Genomic DNA, 25893 nt, shown 5'->3' with positions numbered 1-25893 from the left:
GGGGTGTGTTGTCGCCGGAGAGATCGCGTAGAGCCCGATGCCCTCGGTGCTGTGGAGGAACATGGCCTGCTCGTGCTCGGTGTCGGGGATCTCCCCGGCTTCTGCTTCAACTCTCTTGCCCTGCACATGTGGTTGCGCGCCGACAGGGTGGGTAGCCCGGGACCCCGGTTCAGGGAATCGAAATTCTGACCGGCGTGCTCGGAGCAACACTGCGTGACCTTTCCCGGGCCGGGCCCCGCCACCAGGCTGAACTACAGGCGTGACACCCCAAGGAGATACCGGCGTCGGCAGGCGACCCAACCCCATTTCACGCCTGTGAGGCGTCACCCGAAGGGAAACAGGGGGTTGAACTGAATCCGATCGAAGGCATCTGGTCCCTGCCGCGCTGCATCCGGCACCGGCCCCACCTGATCGACCGCTGCCTCACCACAATCGGCCCGGCACCCTTCAGCTCATGACGACATCACGAATTCAGACTCCGTAACGGAGGCAGGCTCGGAGAAAGACGAATGTTCCACTCCGCCGGAGTCCGGGGAATGATCTTGTAGGCGTTATCTATCCTATGGCGGTGATCACAGCCCCGGCGAGAATCACGGCCATGACTGCTCCGAGAACCTTGAACCCGAATCGCAACATCCGAGTCTCCTCATTCCGTGTGCCGGCGCCGGCAACCGCCAGCACGAGGAGCGTTTCGGGCACGGACGCGAATACGGCATGTCCGGCGCCGCTGTTCTGCAGCGCAACAGCCTCTAGACCTGCCCCGAACTGATCACCGAGGTTTTGTTGTGCGATCACCATGAGAGCGTTGGCTCCAGTGTTGGAGCCTACGAGGTAGCCGGATGCCACCGCGAGCAGGGGCACGAAGACGGCGAATCCGATGCGGCCGGCGTGGCCGATCAATTCGGCCATGTCGCCGACGGCGCCGGAGTGGTTCATCAATTGTGCGGCTGCGGTGAATCCGAACAGGGCGACGAGTGGCTTTCCCCCACCACGGACGGTCTCGCCGATGCAGGCCGGGTCGAAATGCCTCCAGCCGACCACCAATGCGACGATGAGCAGAGCGATGCCCGGGGAGAGCAGCGGTTCGAACGAGACCCCACCGATGTGCACTGCGACGGTGGTGCCCCAACCGGTGATCGTGTCGAGGACCCGCATTATCAGGATGAGAGCGACGATGGCAATGAATGGCGCGAGCGCGCGCCAGGGCGCGGCTTTCATTCGATCACTGCGCCGACGGGCCACGAGGGCCAGGTATCCGGCGGTTCCAGTGACGGTTCCGGCAGTGACCCCCGCCAGCGGTATCAAAGAGACGACGTTCATCGCCAGAAGGACCGCAGCGAAGATCACACCCAGGCTTGCGCCCAGTGTGACGGTGCGGACGCGTTCCGCCGGCTGTGCGACCACGAGGGCTGTGAGCATGGCGAAGATGGGGAATATTGCTGCGCTGAACAGGGCCGAGTGCACGCCTACCAGATGGATATCCGTGCCGCTGAGATCGGCAGCCACGGTAGTCGCCAGGCCTGCTGTGCCCCAAGGCATGATTGTCAGGCTGAGCATGGATGCCAGGAGTGCCTTGCCGCGCGGCAGCAGTTGTAGCAGCACCGGGACGGTGACGAGCAACGAGACACCGAATCCGGTGATCGATTCGAGTGCCGGCGCGAAGCCCGCGGTCAGGATGACGGCCGCGGTGGCGGGGCTGACCGGCCAGCTCTCGACCCAGCCGACGATCCGTTCGTGGGTGCCGTCGCGTTTGAGCAGCTCGTTGAGGAGCAGACCAGGCAAGATGATCATGCCGGCGTCGGCGGTCAATAGCAGCGCGGCGTCGAAAGATGTTCCGGCCGCGGCAACGAGCGGTGCCGTTCCGACGACGATGGCGAACAACACGGCCGCGGCAGCCATGGCCGCGAGCGCGACCTGCCAGGCCGCGCGGCGCAGAACGAGGACCCCGGAGATCACGACGAGTGCAGGGGCGAGGTCGATCCACAGTTTGTCGGTCATAGGCTCGCCGCAACAGATGGGCGCCGGGTCAGCAGAGGTCCGAAGGCGCGTGTAATCACGGCGTCGAGTTCCCGGTGCGCCCGGGACGACACCCCTGGCGAGGGCACGTAGTGGTTGTAGTAGGAGGTGCCCTCCGCCGGTGGCCCGACGATGCAGATCGGTGCGGGCCCGGTCTCGGTGAGCAGTTGTGCGCCGCTGAGGTGGGGCGGGGTGTTCGCGGTTCCGATCAGTGGGGCCGGCGCGGTGACCCGGGCCTCGACCACCTCGTCGACAGTGACGGTTTCGGGGGTTCGAAGCCACCGCGAGATCACCTGATAGGTGTCGTGGGTTCGGACGACGTCGGGATCCGGGCCGGGAGCAAGACGTACGACTCCTGCCTTTATCAGAGCGAGTAGTTCGATGATGCGTTCCTTCTGCGGTCCGATGACGAGTCGATTGATCAGGTCTGGCGTAGCGGCAAAGAACTTCCTCCGCAGCTCGGGGTCTGCATGATCAACGGCGATGCGGAACTGCTCGCGGTTGGTGCGGAGGGATTCGACGACGGACTTGTAGCGGCTGCCGGAGATTCCGGCCGTGGCCTGGTCGACGTCCCATTCCGCATCGGAGAGGACCGAGCCGCTGTAGGTCTGGTAGTCGGGCCAGATGCACGGTTCCGCGAGTTTGCGTGCCAAGCGACGCCGTTCGTCGACGGTGAGCCCCTCGGAGAGGCCCTCGATGATCATCTCTCGGCCGGCGTCACGAGGATCATCGGCATGCTCGAGATGTCGGCGGAGCGACTCGGTCAACCCGTAGGCGAAGTGCGGCGAGTGGTGAGCGGGCCCGGTCGGATCGATGTGGGGTCGGGCCGCGGGTAGCTGTCCGGAGCGGCTGGCGAGGACGATCTGCGGTTCCTCCCCGCTCGCGGCGTAGACCAGCGTCCGCGTGTCCTCCTCGGCCACGCTGAAGCGCCCGCCCCGGCCGACGGTGAGATCGGCGACCATATCCATCGCCGTCAGCCCCATTCCTCGGAGCAGCACCCGTCGGGCGGGTTTGATGTGCGTCGTGTCGGGTGTCGGCCCGGCATCGTTGTCGCCGTGTCCGGTGGCGATGAAGAGCAGGTCGGAGTCATGACGGCCGGTGATGGTGGTGACCTGTGCGCAGGCGCCGTTCGTAGCCACCTTTGTCACTGGGGTGCGGTGGACAGTGACGGTGATTCTTGGACCGCTGTGCTCGGTGAACCGTTCGGCGGCTTCGGAGAGGTAATGTCCGAGCACGCTGCGGGGCAGGAAGTCCGCGGACCCGGGGGTTCTCGTGAGTCCCCACTCGGTGATAGTCACCCCGTTCCGTCGCACCCACTCGTAGAACGTCGGTCCCGGGGTCACCGGGGCCCCCGGGCTGACCATCGCCGGGTCGGTGTAGGCGGTGAGCTGTCCGGCGATGGTGTTGAGCCGGAGGTAGTCCGGCAACCGAGGTGAGTGCACACCCCATCCCATGGAGGTTCCGGAATCGAAGATGTCGACGGCCACGTCAACAGGGGCGTCGCGGAGATGAGCACTCACACGCTCGAGGACTGTGAGCCCGCGGGGTCCGAATCCGATGATCGCCAGGCGGATCATGACAGCTGCCCCTTTCGCTAGTAGAAGTCCACCGAGACGGTGGCGTCGTGGGATGTTGCGTGTGTGAAGACATGGGCTGCCGTGGCGATGTCGAGGATTCCGAGGCCGAACGGCGAGATGATCACCGGCCGCTCATCGAGGCGCAGTGATCCGGCCAGCAGCTCGGGGATGGTGCCGGTAACGAATCCGGTATGCCCCACCAGGTCGCGTGTCAGTTCCAGTGAAGTGCGTTCCCGGAGCGCGTGATCAGCGTCGTCGACAATGTTCTGAGCGTCGACGACGACCGTCGGGGCGAGGTCGCGCAACGACACGTGAAGCACCACCTGGCCGGGCTGGAACGGTCGGGTGACGTACGGTTCCGCGGCCGTCGTGGCGAAGATGACGATGTCACCGGCGAGGGCGCTGTCGAGGTCGGTAGCTACCACCGCTCCGATGGGGTGGTGGAACTCGGCGACGCGGTCCGGGTCCTGGTCGTGGAGGGCGACGGGTGCGGCGATGCCGAGGTGGTGAAGGTAGTCGAGTATGGACCGCCCGATGTAGCCGACTCCGATCAGTCCGATCGACAGCGGCGTCCCGCCGCGAGATCGCAGAACCGCCGCGGCGCTGAGCGCTGCCGACGCGGCAGTGCGTGCCGCATTTATCGGTGACGCGGCGATCAAGGCCACCGGGTACCCGGTACTCATGTCGTTGAGCAGAATCGACGCGAACGCTCGCGGGTTGCCGACCTCCAGGTTCCCGGGGAAGCTGGATACCCACTTGATACCAGCGAGATCCCTGGCCGGAGAGCTGTACCGGGACAGCAGCGCGATGATCCTGTCCCCAGGGCGGTCCGGAAACCGGAGAAAGTGGGACCGCGGAGTCTGTTCGGGGTTGCGCCGATGGGCCTGATAGGCGTCCGCGATGAGGTCGAGTACCGCGTCCTTGTCCTGCAACGCTGACGCAGTCTGGGACTGGTTGACGATCGTGATCGTGTTCACCGTGTCCGCCCGGTTCCTTCTTTGTCGATGGTGGGAGTCGAGAGCGCGCCGTAGGTGGCCTCGACCCACTGCGGGTTGAAGATCGTGCTGAGATAGCGGTGGCCTGAGTCCGCGGAGATGCCGACAACGACATCGCTCTGCTCGAAGGTCGCGGCATAGCGGCGGATCGCGGCCACGACGCTGCCGGTGCTGCCGCCCGCGAGCAGACCGTACGCCCGCGCGAGGAGGTGGCATTCGCGGACAGCGCAGCGTTCGTCGACGAGCTCGATGTGATCGACGGCGAGTCCGTCGACGTGGGCGGGAACGCGGCTCGCCCCGATGCCCGGAATGAATCGCGGGCCCGCAGTACCGCCGAAGGTCACCGAACCTGCCGTATCGACGGCAACGATGGTGGTCGAGGATCCGAGACTGCCGAAGTAGTCGACGATCCCGCGAATCGTTCCCCCTGTCCCTACCCCGACAAACAAATAGTCGATCCGGTGGAACGCGGCAGCCAGCTCCGGACCGGTCAGGGCCATGTGAGCCACAGGGTTGCTCGGGTTCTGGTACTGGTTGAGCCAGATGACGTCCGGGTCTCCCGCTGTCCAGTCGTTGATGACCGCGATCCTGGTACCGAGGAAACCGCCGTTGGTGTCACGCTCGGTGACTTCATGGATCTCGGCACCGTACGCGATCATCTCCGCAATAGCCTGTCGGTTGGTATTCGGGTCAACGACGCATCGGAACCGGTACCCACGGCTGGCGCAGATCATGGCCAGGGCGATACCGAGATTCCCGGACGAGGACTCGACGATCACCTTGCCGGTCAGGTCTGTGTACCGTTTCTCGGCGTCGTTGATCAGATACCGGGCGGCCTTCAACTTCACCGATCCGGTCGGGTTGAGATGCTCGACCTTCAGGAACACCTCGTCGGTGTTCGCTATCCCTGGCAGCTGCAGATAGGGATCGAAGGTGCTCAGTTCCTCGGGGCGAACAGCCACGTGGCACCACTCGCTTCCAGAATATGTTGTATTGCTCAATTAACGCTTGTGAGTCGAGAAAGGCGAACCGTCGGCCAGCCATCCGGCTATACTCAATGCGGAGCCCGTGATCGCACAACGAATTCGCATTTGCACCCATGTAGGATGATGAAATCCTCGTCCGGTGAATCGACTGCATTACCGTCGACTGTGCTCGATTAATACACAGTTGCGTGTTTACAGCACGAGGGCTGGGAGCGCGCGACCTACAATGGCAATACAGACGCGCCCGCGCAAACTAATCGGCGAAACCACGATCAGTAGCCTTCAGGTATGGAATCTATAAACGGCAAACTAGTTAAACCCCCCGTGCCGGAACCCCCTGCTCTCTTCCGCGTAGAACAGTAGTGGATCTCCCAGCCTCGGTCAACTAGTTCGTCCGAAGGAATCGTGGAATTCGGCGGCGCAACAGTTGAATTCGCTGCCGCCTCCGATATAGACGCGAGTGCTGATCTGATCAGCCCGTAGTTTGCCAAGGACTCCGCAGGCTGGTCAAGGACACCGGTCCGGTTTCATGCATCCGATCTTGGTGTCCGATTGCGTCTCGATATGCCATGTGAAGTACCGGTGCCGCCGGATCTGACGGCGCTGCTGGATACCGACGTGCTGCGGATTTGCCCGATCGCCGACGCGCGCCGGGATACGTGTGTGGGCGCGTCCGGTCGCTGAGGGATTTCGCGATCTCGAGTCGCCCTGTCGGTGATGATCCATCCAGGTAGTTGCCTGCGGGACCGGTGTACCGGCAGCCACTGGTGTGGACGCCGTAGGTACCGGTGATCGGTTCATCCATGACCGGGTTCCCGCCTGACAGTCGTTGCGCCGGGACAGTTCCTGTCCCCGTGGGCAAGCTCCATGTCGGGGATGCCGAAGGGTAGTGGTTGCGCCACAGTCGCTGTCCCTGACCTTGGCGCACAACCGAAGCAGTTACCGACACGGACACGGAGACCTGGTTGTACCGCAGTCCACTCCACGCGCCAGCTGACCGCTGTCGGTACGAGAGTGATTGCAATACCGGCGAGGATGACGCTGGTCGGGGCGGCGTGGGTGAGAACCACTGCGGTGGCCGTTGCGGCGAGACTGTAGCCAACGCCGCCTGTCGCATACATCACGGAGTAGGCCGATGTGTGCAGATCCGCCCGAAGCTGTTCGCGCAGAGACGGATTGTGGGCGGGACACGATGACATCCGATTGACACAGTCCTGCAGCCAGTAAAGCGGCAGCAATGCGGATTCCCTGAGCAGTATCGCACGAGGGCGACACAACCTGCCGTGGACATTTTGTGATGGGTGCTGGTTCGGCTGATGTGGTGTGGGGCTATCGGGGTCGGCTGTGGGTCTCGCGGCGGGGTATGCCGCGGCGGTGGAGTGTGGCGCGGATGGTTGTGTGAGCGACGCCGAGGCGTTGAGCGATGTGGTCTGCGATGTCGCCGAGCGTGGCTGGTTCGGGTGATCGGGGTGGCTCTTCGATCTCGAATGTCAGCTCGTCACGGCGGATCTGGAGCTGTTTGGTCTTGGTGCGTAGTTCGGTCAGGCGTTCGGCGAGGAGTTCGTAGTCGAGGGCGCCGCGTTCGAACGTGCGATCGGTGTGGTAATCGGTGTGGCGACGCGCCCCGCCGCTTTCGCGCGAACGCCAACCCCGCCGGTGCCACTCCGGCCCTGGCCGCTGCTGCGCCTGCCCTCGCCCGCACATTGAGACCACCCCTAGAAAAGCAATGGCCAGGATCAGCCTGATTCTGTGATCTGCATCACTACCCTGGGATCGGGTGCCATTACCGCAAACGGTTGGGAACTGGGCCTTCCCAGTATGGTTGGAAAGCATAGCTCCAAACGGCAACCGCCCAGCATCTTGGTCCGGGAAACGGAATCGACCTTTGGTATATCGGACCGGGTGATCTTGCGTTATTGTTCTGTCACTGACCGAGAGGTTGGCGATACCCATCCCAAAGGGGGCGGATCGGTAGCGTTTCGAAGGGGGGGATTGCTATTCACGGGGTCCGTGACTCTACGCGATCAAATGAGTGTGTAACACCTCATATCAACTTTCTATGCATTGCTGAGCATGACACCAATTCTAGGTGTGTGGTATTTCGAGTTCGGTTAGTGTGATCGAGAAGTTCGCAGCGGCGTGAGTGGTAAACAAGACCAAGGTGTCCTTCGCGCGAATTTCAATCCCAACTCGGTCTCAATCTTAGGAATGCGGCGCGTTCGGGAACTGCGACGAACCTTACTCGGCCGAGCTTATTCAAGCCTGGGCTCTGCCGCGCCAAATCAATGATTTACAGCGTATAGCATGGCGAGATCAACATGAACTGCCGAAGAAGACACTAACTTCTAAGGCGTGGCGGCCCAACGTCAGTGGGGGGAATTATGCTATCCCAAGGTGCTATTACTAGTATGTCAATTGCTGAGACATTGCATTTGAGCTCGATCAAATATGAATCGAATATCGCACCTGTCCCAGAAAGTGCAACGCGGCGTCGGCTGGCGCCGGGATGTCCGACGGTCCGGTTATATCGGTCGCGGATAACTCCCGATAGGGGCGAACCTCTTCTCATGCCGCGCAGACCTTACCGGCCGCGGATGGGCGCGCTGAAATTATCAGCCCGGGCTTTGCAATGTGGGCGCCATCGTCCGGTCTCGGCGTCGAATTTGTCGACAAGCCAGACGCCGCTCTCCCTCTGTACGCGATGCGTTGGCCCGCCGCTCGAGCAGCTACCAATTGCACGTCCGGACGAGAGTCGCGGCAGCAAACCTCACCTTCGACCTTCCGAGGAGCTAGCAGTGGACATTGCCCAGTCCGTCCTTGACTTGATTGGCCGATCGCCCCTTGTACGCCTGGCGCGGCTGTCCGAGGACCGCGGCATCAGCTGCATGCTGGCGATGAAGATGGAGACCTCGAACCCGGGCGGCTCGGCTAAAGACCGGGCTGCCCTGCGGATGATCTTAGCTGCCGAAGAGGCCGGGTTGCTTCGTGCAGGCGGGACGATCGTCGAGCCGACGTCAGGCAACACGGGGGTGGGCCTGGCCATCGTCGCCGCCCAGCGCGGGTACAAATGCGTGTTCGTCGTGACCGACAAGGTCGCGCCGGAGAAGATCGCACTGCTCAAAGCGTACGGCGCGAGGGTCGTTGTGTGCTCAGTCGCCTTGCCCCCAGATCATCCGGACAGCTACTACTCGACGGCGCGACGTCTGGTGTCGGAGATCCCAGGAGCATTCCGTCCAAACCAGTACCAAAACCCTGCCAATCCGCTCGCCCACTTCGAAACCACCGGCCCTGAGTTGTGGGACCAGACCGCGGGCAGGATCACGCACCTCGTCGCCGGTGCCGGGACATGCGGCACGTTGATTGGAGCGGCGCGGTATCTGAAGCAACGCAACCCCACAGTGCAAATCGTGGCCGCTGATCCGACGGGGTCGGTCTACAGCGGTGGCTCCGGCCGCCCGTACTTGGTCGAGGGGGTCGGGGAGGACTTTTTCCCAGCGGCATGGGACCCGTCCATCATCGACCAGGTCATCGAGATCTCCGACGCCGAGAGCTTCCACACGGCTCGCTACGTCACCCGAACCGAAGGGGTGTTGATAGGTGGCTCAGGCGGTCTGGCCGTCGCGGCCGCTCTACGCGTGGCGCAGTCGGCCCGGCCGGAGGACGTGATCGTGGTGATCAATCCCGATTCGGGGCGCGGCTACCTGTCTCGGGTCTACAGCGACGACTGGCTGTCCAACTACGGCTTCCTCGACGATGTCGAGGGCCCCCTCGTCCGGGACGTCGTCGCTCACCGCGGGTGGGGGCGATCGCTGATATACGTCAGTCCAGAATCGACTGTGCGCGAGGCGATCACGCTCATGGAGCGCCATGGAGTCAGCCAATTGCCGGTGTGCAAGAACGAACCACCCTTCGCGACGGCAGAGGTGTGCGGGTCAGTCGATGAGCTCTCGCTCATGAACGCCGCCCGCGCCGACATATCAGTCCTTTGTTCGAAGGTCCAGGATGTGATGGCCGCGAATCTGCCCACGATCGGAAGCGGCCAGGGGATCGACCATGCGGTACGAACTCTGGAGACCGCCGCGGCACTTCTCGTCCTAGACGACGGCCGTCCCAGCGCGGTGCTGACCCGCAGTGACATCCTCGGCTTCTTCGCTATTGAGCGGCATGAGGTCGAAATGACGACCGCGGACGTTAAAATTCTAACCTCGATGTCGGAGGATCAATTCAGTTGAGGATTTCCGGACACCCACCACACCATCGAATGCAGATCGATTCATTTCTTGCCGATACAAGAGAAGAACTTCACGATGCGCGCACCGTCACAAGCCACTGGTCTGCACCTGTCCAGGCGCTTTCCGGCTTACTTCGACGTGACCCGATTGTTCGTATGTACGCGTTGGAGATGTTCCAGCAAGTACCGCGACAGCACCGCGTCGTTTCCAGCATCGCAGAACTACTAGAGGCTCTCGAGTTACTTTCCACTCGCGCACCCGAGTACAGCAGCGACCCTGAACGCGCCAATTTCTTTCCCGTCTCAACGCTATTCGTCTACATGATGGCTACACCGGCCGGCCAGGCGCTCTTCCGAAACCACGACTTCAATGACTGTCTACGGGGGATCCTCAAGAGCTGGTGCCTCTATCTTGACTCCCCGGAATCCAGGGATGTGCTCCACGAAAACGACAACGGATGGCTATGTGAGTCCTCCTGTGAGCGTCACAACCTGGACGAGTATCTCATTCCAGATGCCTCGGATCCACATTGGGGCTTCAAATCGTTCAACGATTTCTTCCATCGCCAGATCAGGCCGGAATGTCGCCCGATTGAGGAGCCTGGCAATTCGAGTGTCATAGTTTCGCCCAACGATGGAACGCTTTACAAGGTGGCACTAGGCGTCAAGAGCGCCGATCTATTTTGGATAAAGAGTCAGCCCTACTCCCTCCATGACATGCTTGCTGGAGATACGTCGGCCAATAAATTCGAGGGCGGGGCGGTGTTCCAAAGCTTCCTCGATGGACGAAACTACCACCGTTTCTGGTCCCCAATCTCTGGGACCGTCAGCAAGCTCAAAACAATCGAAGGGCTGATGTTCAGCAACGCCGAATCAATTGGCGAAGACTCGACCGCCGGTACGTACTCGCAGGGGTATATGTCGTGTGTCAATACCCGGACCTTGGTGTTTATTGAGAGTGACGATCCCGGTATAGGTACGGTCTGTCTAATTGCCGTCGGGATCTCGGAGGTGTCATCGATTTCGACATTTGTTGAAGTTGGACGGCACGTCGACAAGGGAGAGGAGTTGGGCTATTTCAGCTATGGCGGTAGTAGTGTCTGTCTGATCTTTAAGCCCGGCGCCATTCGAGAGTTCACCATAGATTCCGGTAAAGCCGGGACAGAGGTCGGCACCCGGGGGGTTGTTCTGCGGGCTGGCCAAAGAATTGCAGAACATTAGAGCGTGATACTCACGACCGGTATCAACCGAATATCACACTTCTGGATCAGGTCTCTGGAGAGATTGGGAATAGTTATGGCGAACGAGCGTGACTGGGCGACAGAGGTGAAGATGCGTCTAGCAGCTTATGATGTCGACCTACTGGGTACAGCGTTACGGAACAATGGTGTAGTTCAGTTAGACGAGTTCCTGCCGAGCGTGCTCGAGCAAGAACTTACCGAAGAAGCTGACCAGTTGCTGCGATTGCACGGCAGACGCGTGAATGCTCTCATTCCGTCTACATCAAATACACCAAGAAAGTACGTCAGCGTGTCTCGGGATAACATCTTCGATCACGCGCTCACAATCACACAGCTCTATCACGACGCGGAGCTGATCCGATTCTTAGCAGACCTGACAAAAAGCGACGTGATCACCTGCCCGTACGAGCCAGAACAAATCGTCGTCAACCGGATGAGCGAGACCGGAGACACCCATGGTTGGCACTGGGACGACTACAGCTACTCCCTCGTGTGCATTCTCGAGGCCCCGGAGCGGCAAAATGGGGCTCAGGTCGAGTACGTCGATGGAACGTCTTGGAACAAGGGTTCCGCCAACGTTCAGCAGTATTTGGACACCCTGACAGTCGAATCTCTCGATGTTGCGCCTGGTTCGGCGTACGTGCTCTTGGGGAAGCGGGTGATGCACCGAGTCGCCCCACTATTGCGTGCGGATACTAGGAAAATCGTCTGCTTCTCTTATGCTACCGAGGAGGAGCGCCACACCTCCGTGGACCACGGAAGCATGGAGGATATTTACGGTTGATTACTTGCCACTATTCTTACATTCGATATCCAGTCGGCAAATGCATTGCGCAGGCTGAACTCGTCATATGTGCCCTTGCTGTAAATCATCCAATCCCAAGAGGAGGCAGATCTTGCCCAATGTGAATGTCGCTGCGATAGTCGATCCGCTCTCAACTGGGGCCTTCTTGGCGGATGAGTTCGCGAGCCGCGGCTGGCGAGTAATCGCGGTGATGAGCACCCAAACAATCCCCGACGCCTTCGTTTCGAGCTTTCGTCCGAGCGACTTCGACGAAATAGTCATACACGAGGGGGACCTAGACAAGACGCTTGCAGTTTTGAGTTCGCATACCATCGTCGCAGTAGTGGCCGGCACAGAGCTGGGCGTGGAGCTCGCTGACGCCTTGTCGGAAGCACTGGGCTGTCCAGGGAATGGAACGGCGCTCAGTTCCGCAAGGCGTGACAAGTTTGAAATGGTCGAGCGAGTACGGGCCGCAGGTCTTCTGACCGCGAAAAGCATTGTGACGGACGACGTCGAGAAACTCGTATCGTGGGCGTCGGACAATGGACTGTCCTCCATTGTTGTCAAGCCCGTTGCAAGCGCAGGCTGTGACAGCGTCTCATTTTGCCACGACTCGCAGTCGATCAGAGACGCCTTCGCGATTATTCAAGGTAACGTTAATTCACTCGGAATGTACAACTCGACGGTCCTCGGCCAAGAGCTGCTGATCGGTGAGCAATATTTCGTAAACTCGATCAGTCGAAATGGACGCCATTACATTAGTGAGATCTGGCACGATCGGAGGCAGGCCCTCGATGATCGCAAGATCTTTGACTACGACGACTTGCTTCCTGCGGATGGCGACGTGCAACACGCACTCGTCTCCTATGTAAAGGACGTTCTAGACGCGCTTGGCATCGGTCACGGTCCAGCTCATACGGAACTGATGCTGACAGAAGCTGGGCCCGTGTTAATTGAAACGGCAGCACGAATGCAAGGCGCGATTATTCCGTCCGCTCACATCGCGGCCACTGGGCACAGTCAGGTCTCGCTTACTGTCGACAGTATCGTCGACCCAAGCGGTTTCGACGAGATGCTCGAGCGGCCCTATGCAGTAGAAAAGCATCTTCGTGTCGTTTGGATGCTGGCCCCGTTCGATGGAGAAATCGCCGAGGGTCCGGCACTCGCGGAACTATTGAGCTTGCCGACTGTAGTCGGCAGCGGACGAGAACTCCGTCCTGGCACCCCGGTTCGTCGGACCCTTGACTTGTTCACGACGGCCGGGTATCTATATCTCGCGGCGACGGCGATTGCGGATATCGAGAGAGACCTCCTGAGAATTAGGCAACTAGAGAGCGACGGCCTTTACCGGGAACGGGAACTTAAGATTGTCAATTCGGCAAATTCTCAATAGGCCAGGGTAAATCAATTGATCACAAGATCGGGCGCGTCCTCCACACGGGATCTCCGGACGTTGGTTTTTGGCCAGTCAGCTATCGGCACGGCAAGCTGGGCGGCCCTGATTGCCATCCAATCAGCAGCGTCATACAAGTTTAATGCCGATCCGCTCTACATGTCGGCCATTGCACTCGCATGGGCTTCTCCCACGCTGCTGTTCAGCCCGGTGATCGGGAGGGCGATCGACTCGTATGGGCCGCGCCGGGTTGCCTGTATTGCGGCCATTGCCAACATCGTCGTCTCTTGTGCGTTTGTGTTTGTCGCCTCACTGCCAGTCTTGTTTGCCGTTACTCTGCTTGCCGGGGGCGCCCGAGCCTTTGCGCAAACGGCTATCGATTCAATGCCCAGCCATCTGGCAGACGGAGTCGAGCCGGTTACGGCTAGTATTTGGCTTGGATTTGCAACGAGCATACCTGTCGTTGCGGGTCCGATTGTGGCCGCCTCCGCTCTCGCTGTGGTCGGGATATCGGGTATATTCCTAATAAATGTCGGAACCTACGCGCTCGGCTTAGTAATCATTCTTCGACTCCGTACTACGCGAATCACACTCTCGAGCCAGGGCTCTGACAACCGTTCTGCTCACACCGCTGGTTTTCGTGACGCATTGTTGGTGTTGGGTGTGACCCTTGCTGTATGGGCTTCCTACGGCGCGTTCAGTCCACTCGAAGTATTGTATGTGAGATTGGTTCTGAATGAGCCGGCGACCAGTTACGCAATAATCGACGTGTTCTTTGGTGCCGGCCTCATTCTCGCCACCTTGGTTATTCGGTGGAAGTCATGGCTTCTGTCGCAGGCCTATTTCTTGCAATTCTCGGTGGTCTTGGTGGGTATCACGGAGTGCATCTACATCGGCACGAACACCTTCGCAATTGCCATCGTGGGATCCACACTTTGGGGGATCGCCGTGGGACTCTTCGGGCCCGCGTGCAGGGTGTTGATCCTGCAACGCACACCTCGCTCGGAACATGGGCGCGCAATGGCGAGATGGCGCGCGGTACAGTCATTCGGCGGCCTGATCCCTCCTGTCGCATCCGGTGCAATCGCTAGTCGGGTCGGAATACAACCGACCTTGCTTGGTTTTGCGTCTGCGGTGGTGGTCGTAGGGCTGTTCGTGGCCGCGCTCGAACGTCGTCGCACGGGGTCTACTGCACGTACCGGTGATCGACAATGAGGGCTTCATTATAAGCATTACCTAGCCTATCCTGCCGCTGCTCGGAGGGAGCGAAGTAAACCGACAAGGGATATCCGACGCGTCACGAATTGTCGTGTGAGCACGGATCAGGGAGGTCGTTCATGGAAGAGGTTGCTGGAGCGGGGCTGGAATCGCTCGTAAATGGCGATCGGATGTTTGAGTCAATACCAGATATCGATCCGACCAAGGTTGTGCAGATCCCGATCGAGCAAGTTTGTGTACGGGATTCTCCCAGGGTCGCAGGGGAAGACGCTCTACATGTGCAGGCGTTGTCCGAGGTAGGCGGCCGTCTGCCGCCGATTCTCGTTCACCGGCAAACGATGACCGTTGTCGATGGTGTTCATCGACTTCGCGCGGCGCAGCGTATCGGGGCCAAAGTAATCGATGCGGTGTATTTTGACGGCGATGCGCGAGAGACATTCGTGGCAGCAGTCCGTATGAACAGCACGCATGGGCTGCCGTTGTCACTGCCTGATCGGAAGGCAGCGGCTGCACGGATACTGTGTGACTACCCCGAGTGGTCGAACCGGAGAGTGGCCGTGGTCGCCGGGTTGTCCGACAAGACGATCGCGGTCATCCGGAGGGGGATCAGTGCGGAAAATCCGCACCGACCCAAGGAGCGGATGGGCCGTGACGGTGTCATGTATCCGACCGGGGTGGGAGAGAGACGTCGCCTTGCGTTGGCGTTCTTGGATGCGAATCCCGAGGCATCGGCGAAAGAGGTGGCATCGGCTACAGGTGCTTCGCTCGCGACCGCCAAGAGGGCGCAGCGCGCCGTTCGTGATGGTTGCGCGACCGTGGCTGGGCGACGCAAGGGATCCAACACGACAGTCGGAGAGGACGGTGTTCATCGCACCGCGCCGCCCGATAGCCATGGCAAGCTGAAGGATCCGGGCATCATTATCCAGAGACTGCGCGCGGATCCATCGTTGCGTTTCACCGAAAACGGGCGCAGGTTGCTGCGGATGCTGGATATTGTCCCGGTAGAGCCGACGATATGGAAGTCGATCGTGGACAGTCTTCCGATCCATTGTGCGCTCGGGGTTGTGGAATTGGCGCGGCAGCATTCACAGAACTGGCAGAACCTTGCAGACTCATTAGCGCAGCGGGCAGATTCGGGGCGTGTTAGTGGAGCGACCACTCATCGTGTCCATGGTGCTCAAGTCGACCGACCCCGAGTACCACCTCATCGACGAGACCGGCCAGATGTCCTACGCCAAGACCCGGGACTGGCTAGCCGACGTTAGCGGCCTGACCGCCGAGATCCCCGACGACGGCTGGCACGACATCGCCAGCGCCTTCCGGCAGGACACGCTGGCCGCCTCAAGTGTGTACGCCGCCGCGCTGCGCGCCGACAGCCCCGTGCTGGACGTCCCGGACCGTATCGATCAGCCCAGCATGCTGAGGTATAGCTCGTCCTCCAGCCGCCGAAGTTCCTCGTAGTCGCGGACGACGGCCTGTTCGTCGTCGTCGGCGAGATACAGGTTGCCGGGGCAGACGGCAAGGCTGGTGGTGCGGGTGAGACTGGTGGCCGTGTCCAGGGTGCTGTCCATGCTTATCAACGTGGGCAGCGCCAGGATGCGGTCCCACACTGGCGGGTTCACTACAGGCCCCTCGTATCGGGAGAGCAAGTACACGTGCCGGGCGCGGCGGGGGATGCGAACCTGGTGCGTGACGGCGTGCAAGAACGCGTCCGGGTCGAGATAGGCGGCCGGTAGCAGGGAGCTCTGGCTATGGCCGAGCAGTTCCTGCACCGTGGCCGGGTTGCAGGCGCCTTCGATGCGCGAGCTCGTCTCGATCAAGACCGGGCCGGTGGGGCGCAGCATGATCTCGCTGTGCGCCGCTCCGTTGCGTGTGCCCACAGCGTCGAGGACCGCCGCGCAATAGTCGGACAGCGCGGCGTGTCGCGGGTCGGACGGCGGCACAAGTTCGGAGTACACGCAGATCGCTGTGGCATCGACCATTTGCCGCAGCATCCGCCACACCTCGGTGATATGGTGCCGACCGCGCGAGCTCACCGAGTTCACTGTGTACTCCACGCCATCCACGGCGATGTTTTCCTGGACCAGGACCTCGTTGTTGACCCGGCCGAACAGATCTACGCTGCCCAGCAGCTCCGTCGTCGCCGCGCGTAGGCCGCTCTCGGAGTCGACAAACCGTACGCCGTCGGCCGCGGTGCTGGCCAGCGGCTTCACCACCGCAGTCGGGGCGTCGAGATCGCGATAGAACTTCACGGCGCTGTCCACGTCGGACACCTGCTCGCCCTCGATCGCGGCCAGCCCGTGCTCGCGCAGTCGTGTGGCCATCGCAAACTTGTCCCGTCGAGCGAGGCCAAGCGCCGGGTCGTTGCCGGGCAGCTGCAGGTAGTGCCCGGAGAGCCGGTCCGCGAGCAGCACTCCGGACTCGCCGCCCGGCACGATGCATAACGGGCGAAATCGCCGTAGTCCGTCGAGGACGGTGTCGATGCCGTCGGCCTCGTCCAGCACCGCCACGAAGTCGTTCGGGCGCAGAGAATCCCGCCACCACGCCGTCGGGCTCTCAGCGCTGAGCACGCAGACGCAGCTGTAGCCCAGGCCGTTGAACAGCTGCGGCAGCTTGATGCCCGCTCGCAGCGGATCAACGAGCACAACAACCTGCTTGGGTACCGCGGCCATTGTCGTCATCTCTTTCGTTTGGGAGCGTGTGCCATTGGCGGGTTCCGGCGGTGTCGTGGAACCCGCCTTGGCGAGGGGATTTGGTCGCCCTAGGCGACGGACAGGGCCTCGTAGAGACCGTCCCAGTATTCCGCGAGCAGGTCCAAGTAGCTGGTGTAGCCATGCTCGAGCAGGTCGACCTGTTCTTGCGTTTGGCACATCTGGGCGGCAGTAGATACCGAGTGGATCTTGTGCTCCTTCTCGGTTGCGCCGATGTGCAGGTAGAAGTATTCCGAGTTGATGTGGAAGTCTTCGAGCGAGTAGTGGTCCATGTAGTTGCGCATGCCTTCGTACACGTTCACCAGTTGCGGGTAGGCGTGCCACTCCTGGGCGAGCAGCGCTCCACAGCCGACCTCGGGTCGTTCGTCGCCGAACAGTGCCAGTCCCTCGCGCACCAGCTTGCGTGTCTGCGGCAGCACAGTGGGGCTGATGTCGTCGAAGGTCACGGTCCGGCCGTGCAGCCTGGACAGCAGGTCCTCCAACATGTTGCGCAGTAGTACGGCATGCACCTTGCCGGCGTCGCCGTGTCCCAGTTCGTCGCTGAGGTTCTCGATCGTCTCGGCACGGGCGCGCTCGTCGGTGAGCCGGAGGAAGAGCGTTGCCAGGCGGTCTGCGGTCGGTGCGACGTGCTCGTAGAAGTTGCGGGCGAACAACTCGACATCGGCCACGGGCAGCGCGCCGGTGCGCCAGGTCCGGTAGAAGCGATTGTTGAGGGCGGTGTGGTCGTAGCAGCTCTCGGCGATGGCCGCGATGCGCTGGTGCGCGTGCTCGACGGTTATGAGCACGCGCTCTTCCAGCAATTCCGACATTGTGACTCCTCCGATACGTAGTTCTGACCGCGCCCAGTGGCATCTACCGCAGCAGGCCTGGCGCGGTGTTCGACTGTTACAGGAATAGGTATTTTGGTCGTGGGCGCGCCAAGATGTCGGCTCGATTCGGATTCGAGTAACACGAATTCACAACCTCTTGGCCCATCACAGCCCTCCCCCTGATGAGCGGCGCTGCGAAATCATCACCCATGCGCAGTATCCGTGTCAAGGTTTGTGCGTCGTATCAATAAATGGGAATACAGCTCTTGTTGCGGGTGGCGGAGTGCCTCGGCAAGGTTGCGTTTCAGCAGGTGAGCGGTAGTTCGACAGGTTGGCTGAAGTCGCGGGAATGATGGTGCAGAGCGGCGGCGATATTGGAGTGGCCGGCGAACCGGAGCGCAACCCATCACCGCAGATAAACGCCCTAGGCCGGACAACACCGGGGCACTGGTCAGGGGTGAACCCCTGATGGTGCGGTGGCGTCATAGGCACGCCGTGAGGTAATTTTCGAGAGATGCTCGGTCATTCCCGGCTGCGGTATGCGCCGATATTCCGCTCGACCATCCAGGATTTCTCAACGTAATTCGACCTGACCGACTGATTCCGTGTTCTAAAGGGAGGGGACGCCAATGCGACGCTACTGGCGCGTGCTGAGGATCGGAGGCGTCAGACCCACGCTGCTGTTCGGCCTGTTCGCCAAGTTCCCAATGATCGCGATCCCGATCGTGATGACACTGCACGTCTCGCTGGGGCTCGGCCGGAGCCTCGCCGAGGCTGGCCTGGCCACTGGCGGCTGGCTGTTGGGCGTGACTGTCGGCTCCCCGTTGCAGGGCTGGACCATCGACCGCTGGGGCGTCCGCCGCGTTCTGCTGGTCAGCGCCTGCGCCCAGACGGTGTTCTGGGCCATGGCCGGTACCCTCAACTACCAGCTGCTCGTGCTATTTGCTGCAGTGTCCGGCCTGCTGTTGGTACCCGGTTCCACGCCGATCCGGCTCGTGCTGACCGCCGTGGTGCCCGAGGGGGATCGGCAGGCAGCGTTCGCCATCGACTCGATGCTGACCGAGCTGTCGTACATGGCAGGTCCGGCGCTCGGCGTGCTGCTCGCCACTCAGTTCTCCACGCAGATCGCCACCCGAGCTGTCGGCTGCAGCCTCGTGCTCGGCTTGGTGCTGCTCGCGGTCGCTGCCTCTGGAACGGCGCCAGCGCCAGCACCCGGTGGTACCCCGCGCGGCCGGATGGGCTTCGGAATGATCGCAGCGCTGTCGTGCGCGTTCATTGCGGGCACGCTGACGTCGGGTTTCGAAGTATCGGTCGTCGGCCTCATGAATTCACATCACGCCGTCCACTGGGTCGGCCTGGTGATTTTGGCATGTGGCGGGTACGCCCTGCTCGGTGGCCTCATTTTTGGGGCATTGCGCGTGACCTTTCCCGCGTGGCTGGTCACTGCGTTGCTCGGCGTGGTGACGATACCGATCGGGCTCGTTCCTGACTGGCGATTTCTGTTGCTCGCAGTCGGGCCGGCCGCCGCGTTGTCGGCCGCCGCGTTCATCGCCACCGCCAATACCGTCAGCCAAGCGGCGCCGCCAGATAGGAGGGGCCGGACGATCGGGTTGTACGGCACCGCGCTGTTCGGCGGAAACGCGGCGGGCGCACCCTTGGCCGGCGCGGCCAATACCGTCGGCGGCGCGGAGGCTGGCTTTGCCGTCGTCGGCGTCCTCGCAGTCCTTGTCGCGCTGGCCGCTTCCCGTGCTCACCGGCCCCCATCAGCCGCCGATCCCACTGTTGTAGCCGCTATCGCTGGTGAGTAAATCCATCAGTAGACAGAGTATTTCCCCTGGAAGGTGCCAATGTCAGCCTCACCGCTCGTGGTCATCGTGGACTCCTACGCCCCGACCGCAGTGCTCGTTCGCGAATTCCACAAGGCGGGCGCCGCTCTGGTGCGCGTGCAGAGCACACCCGAGGTGCCGCGGTTCTATCGGGCGCCGTTCGACCTCGATTATTACGTGGACAATATTGTCCACGACGGTGATTTCGCCGAAACCGCACGCCGCGTGGCCGCCCACGACCCGATGGCGATCGTCGCCGGTGGTGAGATCGGAGTCGAATTCGCCGACACGCTGGCAGCCGAACTTGGCCTGCCCGGCAACGGTGTCGAGCTCAGCTCCGCGCGACGCGACAAGTACATCATGATCGAGACGATCAAGCGCGCCGGGGTCGCGGGCGCGCGCCAGAAACGCATCGACTCCGAGGCTGAACTGGTCGACTGGCACGAATCGATCGGCGGCCGCATCGTGGTCAAACCACTGCGTAGCGGTGCCGGGGACAGTGTGTTCTTCTGTGACACACCAGCGGAATCCGCCACCGCGTTCGCCAAGATCGTCAATTATCAGAACGTATACTCTCAGTTGAACATTGGCGCCGTGGCACAGGAGTATCTGCGCGGCACCGAATACATGGTGAACACGGTCAGCAGGGACGGTCGTCACCGCGTCTGCGAGATCTGGCGCACGGCACGGATTTCTGCCAACGGGGTGATGGACCTTTCCGAGACCGCGTACCTGATGCCGCGCCGCGGACCGGTGCAGGACCGCATTGCCGCCTACACCTTCGAGGTGCTCGACGCACTGGGCATCGCGTACGGACCGGCCCATGTCGAGGTCAAGATGACCGCAGACGGGCCGATGCTTGTCGAGGCCGGAGCACGCATCTCCGGTGCGAATCTGCCGCACTACGCACAGGTTGCGCACGGTCGGTCTCAATTGGACTGGGCCGTGGAGGCGTACCTGAACCCGGACCGCTATCTTGCGTCCTATCAGGACGACTTCGACGAGCCGTCGTTCTGTGCGTTCGTCGGCCTGATCAGTCCTGTGAGCGGTGTACTCAGGGGATACCGGCACTTGGATGCCTTGCGCGAGCTGGAGAGCTTCCACGAGATGCGCGTCTTTGTGCAGACCGGCGGGAGCATCGTGCCCACCGTGGATGACGTGACCTATCCTGCCGCCGTCATTCTCATGCACGAGTCGGAGGAGACGGTCCTGCGCGACGCCGGGACCATCCGATACCTCGACGGCCCCGACTTCTACGACTTGCTGCCGTGAAGCTGTTCCTACCCAAGCCATACCGGAGGTGTCTATGTCGTCAGTTCACAGCGAACTCGCACGTGACTGGATTAAGCGCTGGGATCGCCAGCAGGAGAGTTTCCTGCCGGAGCGGGACGCTCAGTTCGAAGCGCTGATCGACGCCGTCGAGCTGACATGTGGCCAGCATGGTCCGCTCGTCGTCGATCTGGGCTGTGGGCCGGGCTCGGTCGGTTCTCGGCTTATCGACCGCATTCCGGGCGCAACCGTCGTCGGCATAGACGCCGACCCGTTGCTGCTCGAACTCGGCCGCGCCGCACACGCCGACCTGCCAGGCCTGCGCTTGGTCGACGCCGACCTGAACGCCCCTGACTGGCCCGACGCCCTCGGCCTGGACCGTCCCGCCGACGCGATCGTGAGCATCACGGCGCTGCACTGGTTGGATCCGGCGGCCCTGGCCGAGGTGTACGTGCACGCCCTACGTCTGCTGCGCCCTGCGGGGCTGCTGGTCAACTGTGACGAGTTGGAGCGTGACGGTCGTACATCGCCCGCGTTGACTCGGCTTGATCGCGCGATGCTCGAGCGCCAGGCACAGCGCCGGTTCCGTGACGGCAACGATGAGGGCTGGGGTGACTGGTGGGAGCACGTGCTGGCGGACCCGCACTTCGCCGACGCCGTCGCTGAACGCAAGCGGCGCGGCTTCGTCGGCGAAAAGCACGGCTGCCCGTCCGGTTTGCTGTCCGTCCACGTCGACGCCCTACACGCCGCCGGCTTCGTAGAGGTCGGCACGGTGTGGCAACGCGGCGAGGTAAAACTGCTCTGCGCCGTCGCCGGTCCGCTGCAGGAGGCTGAGCCGAGGGGGAGCCACGGATGATGACGCACCTAGGCCCGACACCGCGCAACAGCTGGCTGGTCAGCGCCAGGGAGGTGGATCTGCGTCGGCCAGTATCGCGGCCGCTGCCGGCGACCTTCGAGGCGCAGCCGCAGCGGCTTACCGTGGACTTGGCCCGCACCGCCCTGCTCGTGATCGACATGCAGAACGACTTCTGTCATCCGGGCGGCTGGTTGGCCTCTATCGGCCTGGACGTCTCCGGTGTCGGGCCGGTCGTCGACGCGATCGCCAGCCTGCTGCCGCCGCTGCGCGCAGCAGGAGTGCCGGTGATTTGGTTGAACTGGGGGAGCCGTCCGGACCGCGCCAACCTTCCGCCGAACGTCCTGCATGCCTATGACATCGCCGCAACAGGCCGTGGCATCGGCGCACCACTGGCTGGTTCCGGCTCGCCCGCGCTGCAGGCCTGCTCATGGTCGGCCCAGGTGGTCGCTGGGCTCGCACCGGCGGACGCCGACGTCCACGTCGCCAAGCACCGGATGAGTGGCTTCTTCGATACGCCGCTGGACTCGATCCTGCGCAATCTGTGCGTGGACACCGTGCTGTTCACCGGGGTGAACGCGGACCAGTGCGTGCTCGCCACGCTTACCGACGCAGCCTGTCTCGGCTACGACGCGGTGCTGCTCGAGGACGCGGTCGGGACCACGTCGCCAGAGTTCTGCATGCAGGCAACGGTGTATAACGTCCGCCACTGCTTCGGCTTCACCGCCTCCGCACAGAGCCTGCTGTCCGCCCTTCCGGCGGAAACCGGACAGCCCGCTTCGGTGCCGTAGCTGCCGCTTTTGTTCCTCAATACCATCTGGGATCCTATGTGTAGGTGTCGACCCGCGCATCCTCGCCGAGGATGGTTTCGGTGGGGATGCGCTCAGCCAAGACTTTTGTTCGCGTCATTCTTTCTGCAAAGAAATATCCAATCCATCATTCGTTGAACAAATGAAACTATCCGAGCGGCGCTGTTCATGGCGGTTGTGCGAGGTTCGGGTGTGATCACGGGTTCTCCTCCGGGTCGGCGCGTACTGGAGAACTCCGGAAGAACACAGCGAAGTTGACAAGCTCACGAATAACAAAAGGTGTCGATTCGCCGCCGGCGGGATAGGGCGTGCATGCCTGCGTCCGCGATCTGATGCACATCGGAGACCAGCCGCAGCCGGGATTGGCCGAGTTCGCACGACGCGCCGGCATAGAGGCCTAGCAGGAGATCGCGTCCGACGCAGGACAATTCGCGGCGAAGCCGTTCGCCTTCTGGTCCTTCGACATATCTCACGTCGTTCGTGAAGTTCTATTGTCGGCCTGGATGTTTGCTGGACTGATGCTGACTTTGTGGACGCATGCACTCAGGTTGTCGAGCCATCAGGTCGTCGAACGGTGCGCATCCAGCTTTCCTGGACTTTCGCTCTTATCGCAGATCGAGGCAACGCCACTACCCAAGTTTCGATCCACTGCGATCACGCTGAGTGAAGATCACCGGCGGTCGGGGGCGACCCTGGTGCCAAACCAACCCGGCAGCAAGGCCAGAATAGAGGCGAGACCGCAGACCAGCCAAACCTGGCTGCCCATGCCGGTCCACAATGCGACGCCAATGATGGGTCCGAGCGCCGATCCCACTCCGAACATCGCGTGCGCGGCGGCGATGTAGCGACCGCGCAGGTGCTCGGGACCGGCCTGCGCGGGGTAGGCGAACATTGTGGGTCCCTCGATGATCTCGGCCAGTGACCAGATCAGCGTTCCGATGGCAAACACGGCCAGCCCGCCGGGCAGGGCGTAGAGCGCGAGGCCTGCGCCCAGCATGGTGAATCCGACTGCGAGTACCCTGCGCACCGGCCAGTGCTGCACGACCTTGGTCATCAGTAGTTCGAAGGTGACCACCACGACACCGTTGATCGTGACCATCACTCCGTACCAGAACACTTCCAGGCCTGCCTGCCGCATGGCCAGTGGCAGCGTGCTGAGGTATTGCACGTAGACTGCGGCGTTGATGAGCATCGCGACCAGGTACGCGACATACCGGCGATCGGCGAGGACCGCGAGGTATCCGCGGCCGGAGGTGGTGTCCTGCGTTTGCTCGTTCGTCGTTCCGGTCGCCGCGCCCGCCCGCGCGGGCAGGGCACACAGGGCGATCACCGCGTATCCGACCGACGTCGCCGCCTCTCCCCAGAACAGCAGCTCGTAGGACATCGACAGCAGCGCGGCACCCAGTAGAGGGGCTAGCGTGGTGCCGATATTGAATGCTAGGCGGTACAGCGCGAAGACCATGACTTGACGATTGGCGGGAATTAGCTCGGCTAGCAGTGTCGCCGACGCAGGTCGGTAGAGTTGGCTGATCGCACCGACGATGACGACCGTGGCGAGTAAGGCCGGGTAATTGGTCAGGTAAAGCAGGCAGAGTAAGAGCGCGGCGGTGCCCGCCATGCCACTGACGATGGTCCAGCGTGGCCCCATGCGGTCGGTGAACATCCCGCCGGCGAGCACGCCGAGCACTGAGCCCGCGCCATAGGCGCCGAGCGCGAGGCCGGCCTGTACTTCTGAGAATCCTCGCACGGTCAGGAAGAGCACTAGGAAAACCTGTAGGAATGCGCCCAGCTTGTTCACCAGCACGCCGAGCAGCAACGCTCGGACTGCGGGCGGCGCTTCCCGCATGGTGACGAGGATTCCGCTGGCCTGGGCCGACTCTTCGGTGCTCGCCGCGCTCATCGTTGTGCTCCCGCGTGCGCGATGCGGACTGTCAGCGTCGTCGCAATCTGGTCGAGTGCCTGTATGCAGGCTTGTGGAGTATCGGCGACGACGGTGGCGAAGGCGATCCGCCCGGACACCAGACCGTTGGGCGGCGGCGACACGACACTGCCGGGCTCGGCCAGCGGCACGACCTGGTCGGTTTGCGGGGGCAAGGTGCCTGCGTCGAATTCCACCGACTCGATCACGGTGTCGTCGTGTTCGGGGTAGAAGAACCTCACCCCACCCACCTTCGCGCGTTGCGCGGTGGTGCCAGGCTTCCGACCGCAGGCCACGTCGGCCGCCGCGAGGCTGGGGTCGATACCCGAGGCGAGCATGCCCAGGTAGGGGATCAGGTCGCCGCCGAGTCTGCCGTTGACCTCGATTACCTTGAGTCCCTGCGGGGTGAGCTTGAACTCCGCGTGGGTCCAGCCGCTGGTGAAACCGAGCGCGGCGTGGGTGTCGTGCAGCACCTTCAGGGCGTCGGGGTCGGCGAGCACGGGATCGGCGTTGCTCACCCGGTGGCCGATCTCCTCGAAGTACGGGGCGAAGCCGATTTCCTTGTGCGCGACGAAGAGCGGTTCGACGCGCCCCTGGAACACGACCGAGTCGATGCTGATCTCCGGCGCGTCCAGGTACTCCTCGACCAGCACTGCTTGGGGGTAGCGGGGCGCGTGCGGCACGGTTGCCTCGTCGGCGAAGGTGAATCGTGCGGCGAGCTCGCCGGCGTCGCGCACAAGCACCACACCGTAGCTCGCCGCGGCCGCCCGTGGTTTGAGCACGACGGGGTAACCGATCTTCTCGGCCGCTGCCAAGGCTTCGTCTACCGTGCCGACCACCGCGAAGGCCGGCTGCGGCACGCCAGCGGCGGCCAATGCGAGTCTGGTCTGGTGCTTGTCCCGGCAGCGCAGCACGGTCTGTGATCCCGTTCCCGGTAGGCCGAGGTCCTCAGCGACGAGCGCGGCTTGCAGAATCCGCGCTTCGTCCCAGCTGAGCACGCCAGACACCGGCAGTTGCGCGGCGAGGTCCCGGGCAGCGATGATCAGCACGTCGGCATCGGTGCTTGGGACGACCGTCCAGCCAGTCAGGTAGGGCTGCTCCCAGGTTGGCGCGGCGGTGTTGAGCAGGTGTATGCGGTACCGGGCGGCCATCGACGCGAACACGTACTCGCGGTAGCGCTGCGGTCCAGTGGCGATCACGAGCAGCAGTGGCCGTTCGGCCGGCTCCGCCCCCTGCGTCTGTACCATCTGATTCTTT

At 62.4% G+C, this 25893-nt stretch carries 20 protein-coding genes; 11 read left to right on the top strand and 9 right to left on the bottom strand.

All coding sequences use genetic code 11. The annotated features are described in order from the left end of the window. Positions 1 to 555: 555 nt before the first annotated feature. From ACIA76_RS20830 to ACIA76_RS20810, 5 genes are all read right to left on the bottom strand, one after another. The gene (locus ACIA76_RS20830) at positions 556 to 1998 is read right to left on the bottom strand and encodes an L-lactate permease (RefSeq protein ID WP_397153477.1); all 1443 of its coding nucleotides are present in this window, start codon (positions 1996 to 1998) and stop codon (positions 556 to 558) included. Next, positions 1995 to 3593 carry an FAD/NAD(P)-binding protein gene (locus ACIA76_RS20825; RefSeq protein ID WP_397153476.1) on the bottom strand — a complete coding sequence of 533 codons (1599 nt, stop codon included), beginning with the start codon at positions 3591 to 3593 and terminating at the stop codon, positions 1995 to 1997. Before ACIA76_RS20825 ends, ACIA76_RS20830 begins: the two co-directional genes overlap by 4 nt. A gap of 17 nt (positions 3594 to 3610) precedes the next feature. After that, the gene (locus ACIA76_RS20820; RefSeq protein ID WP_397153475.1) at positions 3611 to 4570 is read right to left on the bottom strand and encodes an NAD(P)-binding domain-containing protein; all 960 of its coding nucleotides are present in this window, start codon (positions 4568 to 4570) and stop codon (positions 3611 to 3613) included. Beyond that, positions 4567 to 5550, bottom strand: a complete 984-nt coding sequence (sbnA, locus tag ACIA76_RS20815; protein ID WP_397153474.1) for a 2,3-diaminopropionate biosynthesis protein SbnA — start codon at positions 5548 to 5550, stop codon at positions 4567 to 4569. Before sbnA ends, ACIA76_RS20820 begins: the two co-directional genes overlap by 4 nt. 1353 nt (positions 5551 to 6903) lie before the next feature. After that, positions 6904 to 7278 carry a hypothetical protein gene (locus ACIA76_RS20810; protein ID WP_397153473.1) on the bottom strand — a complete coding sequence of 125 codons (375 nt, stop codon included), beginning with the start codon at positions 7276 to 7278 and terminating at the stop codon, positions 6904 to 6906. Between the two features lie 1091 nt (positions 7279 to 8369). On the opposite strand from ACIA76_RS20810, the gene ACIA76_RS20805 reads away from it, so the two are divergent. The 7 genes from ACIA76_RS20805 (at position 8370) to ACIA76_RS20775 (ending at position 15902) form a co-directional block, all read left to right on the top strand. Next, positions 8370 to 9806, top strand: a complete 1437-nt coding sequence (locus tag ACIA76_RS20805; RefSeq protein ID WP_397153472.1) for a pyridoxal-phosphate dependent enzyme — start codon at positions 8370 to 8372, stop codon at positions 9804 to 9806. A 29-nt stretch (positions 9807 to 9835) separates the two neighbouring features. Beyond that, positions 9836 to 11026, top strand: a complete 1191-nt coding sequence (locus tag ACIA76_RS20800; RefSeq protein WP_397153471.1) for a phophatidylserine decarboxylase associated domain-containing protein — start codon at positions 9836 to 9838, stop codon at positions 11024 to 11026. Positions 11027 to 11101: 75 nt separating this feature from the next. Continuing rightward, a complete protein-coding gene (locus tag ACIA76_RS20795; RefSeq protein ID WP_397153470.1) occupies positions 11102 to 11830 on the top strand; it encodes a hypothetical protein in 729 nt (242 codons plus the stop codon). Positions 11831 to 11951: 121 nt separating this feature from the next. Continuing rightward, positions 11952 to 13223 (top strand): ATP-grasp domain-containing protein, encoded by a 1272-nt coding sequence (locus ACIA76_RS20790; RefSeq protein ID WP_397153503.1) that lies wholly within the window; start codon positions 11952 to 11954, stop codon positions 13221 to 13223. A 60-nt stretch (positions 13224 to 13283) separates the two neighbouring features. Continuing rightward, positions 13284 to 14438, top strand: coding sequence for an MFS transporter (locus ACIA76_RS20785; RefSeq protein ID WP_397153469.1), 1155 nt, complete (start codon positions 13284 to 13286; stop codon positions 14436 to 14438). A gap of 122 nt (positions 14439 to 14560) precedes the next feature. After that, positions 14561 to 15706, top strand: a complete 1146-nt coding sequence (locus ACIA76_RS20780) for a ParB N-terminal domain-containing protein (RefSeq protein WP_397153468.1) — start codon at positions 14561 to 14563, stop codon at positions 15704 to 15706. After that, on the top strand, positions 15612 to 15902 hold the full coding sequence (locus ACIA76_RS20775) for a hypothetical protein (protein WP_397153504.1): 291 nt from the start codon (positions 15612 to 15614) through the stop codon (positions 15900 to 15902). The genes ACIA76_RS20780 and ACIA76_RS20775 overlap by 95 nt, the downstream gene beginning before the upstream one ends. Here ACIA76_RS20775 and ACIA76_RS20770 read toward each other — a convergent pair. Together ACIA76_RS20770 and ACIA76_RS20765 are read right to left on the bottom strand one after the other, a co-directional pair. Then, complete coding sequence (locus ACIA76_RS20770; RefSeq protein ID WP_397153467.1) at positions 15848 to 17113, bottom strand: ATP-grasp domain-containing protein; 1266 nt, start codon at positions 17111 to 17113, stop codon at positions 15848 to 15850. The genes ACIA76_RS20775 and ACIA76_RS20770 overlap by 55 nt on opposite strands. A gap of 89 nt (positions 17114 to 17202) precedes the next feature. Next, positions 17203 to 17961, bottom strand: a complete 759-nt coding sequence (locus tag ACIA76_RS20765) for an iron-containing redox enzyme family protein (RefSeq protein WP_397153466.1) — start codon at positions 17959 to 17961, stop codon at positions 17203 to 17205. A 629-nt stretch (positions 17962 to 18590) separates the two neighbouring features. On the opposite strand from ACIA76_RS20765, the gene ACIA76_RS20760 reads away from it, so the two are divergent. From ACIA76_RS20760 to ACIA76_RS20745, 4 genes are read left to right on the top strand one after another with little or no spacing between them, the layout of a single operon-like run. Then, positions 18591 to 19769: an MFS transporter gene (locus ACIA76_RS20760; protein WP_397153465.1), complete on the top strand. Its 1179-nt coding sequence runs from the start codon at positions 18591 to 18593 to the stop codon at positions 19767 to 19769. 39 nt (positions 19770 to 19808) lie between these two features. Next, on the top strand, positions 19809 to 21059 hold the full coding sequence (locus ACIA76_RS20755; protein WP_397153464.1) for an ATP-grasp domain-containing protein: 1251 nt from the start codon (positions 19809 to 19811) through the stop codon (positions 21057 to 21059). Positions 21060 to 21093: 34 nt separating this feature from the next. Further along, on the top strand, positions 21094 to 21912 hold the full coding sequence (locus ACIA76_RS20750; protein ID WP_397153463.1) for a class I SAM-dependent methyltransferase: 819 nt from the start codon (positions 21094 to 21096) through the stop codon (positions 21910 to 21912). Beyond that, positions 21909 to 22700, top strand: a complete 792-nt coding sequence (locus ACIA76_RS20745) for a cysteine hydrolase family protein (RefSeq protein ID WP_397153462.1) — start codon at positions 21909 to 21911, stop codon at positions 22698 to 22700. The genes ACIA76_RS20750 and ACIA76_RS20745 overlap by 4 nt, the downstream gene beginning before the upstream one ends. A 688-nt stretch (positions 22701 to 23388) precedes the next feature. On the opposite strand, the gene ACIA76_RS20740 is transcribed toward ACIA76_RS20745, so the two are convergent. After that, entirely contained in the window at positions 23389 to 24618 is a 1230-nt protein-coding gene (locus ACIA76_RS20740; protein WP_397153461.1) for an MFS transporter, read from the bottom strand. After that, positions 24615 to 25883, bottom strand: coding sequence for an acetyl-CoA carboxylase biotin carboxylase subunit family protein (locus ACIA76_RS20735; protein ID WP_397153460.1), 1269 nt, complete (start codon positions 25881 to 25883; stop codon positions 24615 to 24617). The genes ACIA76_RS20740 and ACIA76_RS20735 overlap by 4 nt, the downstream gene beginning before the upstream one ends. Between the last annotated feature and the right edge of the window lie 10 nt (positions 25884 to 25893).

This window comes from Nocardia sp. NPDC051570, from assembly GCF_044454005.1.
In the GTDB taxonomy this organism is placed as follows: domain Bacteria; phylum Actinomycetota; class Actinomycetes; order Mycobacteriales; family Mycobacteriaceae; genus Nocardia.
Note: the sequence above shows the minus strand (reverse complement) of the source record. Positions and strands in the feature narration are given on the sequence as shown.

What these genes read in the sequence shown, in the direction of transcription:
- ACIA76_RS20740 (WP_397153461.1), bottom strand. Translation starts at nt 24,618, where the DNA reads ATGAGCGCGGCGAGCACCGAAGAGTCGGCCCAGGCCAGCGGAATCCTC.
- ACIA76_RS20830 (WP_397153477.1), bottom strand. Translation starts at nt 1,998, where the DNA reads ATGACCGACAAACTGTGGATCGACCTCGCCCCTGCACTCGTCGTGATC.
- ACIA76_RS20780 (WP_397153468.1), top strand. Translation starts at nt 14,561, where the DNA reads ATGGAAGAGGTTGCTGGAGCGGGGCTGGAATCGCTCGTAAATGGCGAT.
- ACIA76_RS20755 (WP_397153464.1), top strand. Translation starts at nt 19,809, where the DNA reads ATGTCAGCCTCACCGCTCGTGGTCATCGTGGACTCCTACGCCCCGACC.
- ACIA76_RS20810 (WP_397153473.1), bottom strand. Translation starts at nt 7,278, where the DNA reads ATGTGCGGGCGAGGGCAGGCGCAGCAGCGGCCAGGGCCGGAGTGGCAC.
- ACIA76_RS20750 (WP_397153463.1), top strand. Translation starts at nt 21,094, where the DNA reads ATGTCGTCAGTTCACAGCGAACTCGCACGTGACTGGATTAAGCGCTGG.
- ACIA76_RS20745 (WP_397153462.1), top strand. Translation starts at nt 21,909, where the DNA reads ATGATGACGCACCTAGGCCCGACACCGCGCAACAGCTGGCTGGTCAGC.
- ACIA76_RS20825 (WP_397153476.1), bottom strand. Translation starts at nt 3,593, where the DNA reads ATGATCCGCCTGGCGATCATCGGATTCGGACCCCGCGGGCTCACAGTC.
- ACIA76_RS20735 (WP_397153460.1), bottom strand. Translation starts at nt 25,883, where the DNA reads ATGGTACAGACGCAGGGGGCGGAGCCGGCCGAACGGCCACTGCTGCTC.
- ACIA76_RS20760 (WP_397153465.1), top strand. Translation starts at nt 18,591, where the DNA reads ATGCGACGCTACTGGCGCGTGCTGAGGATCGGAGGCGTCAGACCCACG.
- ACIA76_RS20800 (WP_397153471.1), top strand. Translation starts at nt 9,836, where the DNA reads ATGCAGATCGATTCATTTCTTGCCGATACAAGAGAAGAACTTCACGAT.
- ACIA76_RS20775 (WP_397153504.1), top strand. Translation starts at nt 15,612, where the DNA reads ATGGTGCTCAAGTCGACCGACCCCGAGTACCACCTCATCGACGAGACC.
- ACIA76_RS20770 (WP_397153467.1), bottom strand. Translation starts at nt 17,113, where the DNA reads ATGGCCGCGGTACCCAAGCAGGTTGTTGTGCTCGTTGATCCGCTGCGA.
- ACIA76_RS20795 (WP_397153470.1), top strand. Translation starts at nt 11,102, where the DNA reads ATGGCGAACGAGCGTGACTGGGCGACAGAGGTGAAGATGCGTCTAGCA.
- ACIA76_RS20765 (WP_397153466.1), bottom strand. Translation starts at nt 17,961, where the DNA reads ATGTCGGAATTGCTGGAAGAGCGCGTGCTCATAACCGTCGAGCACGCG.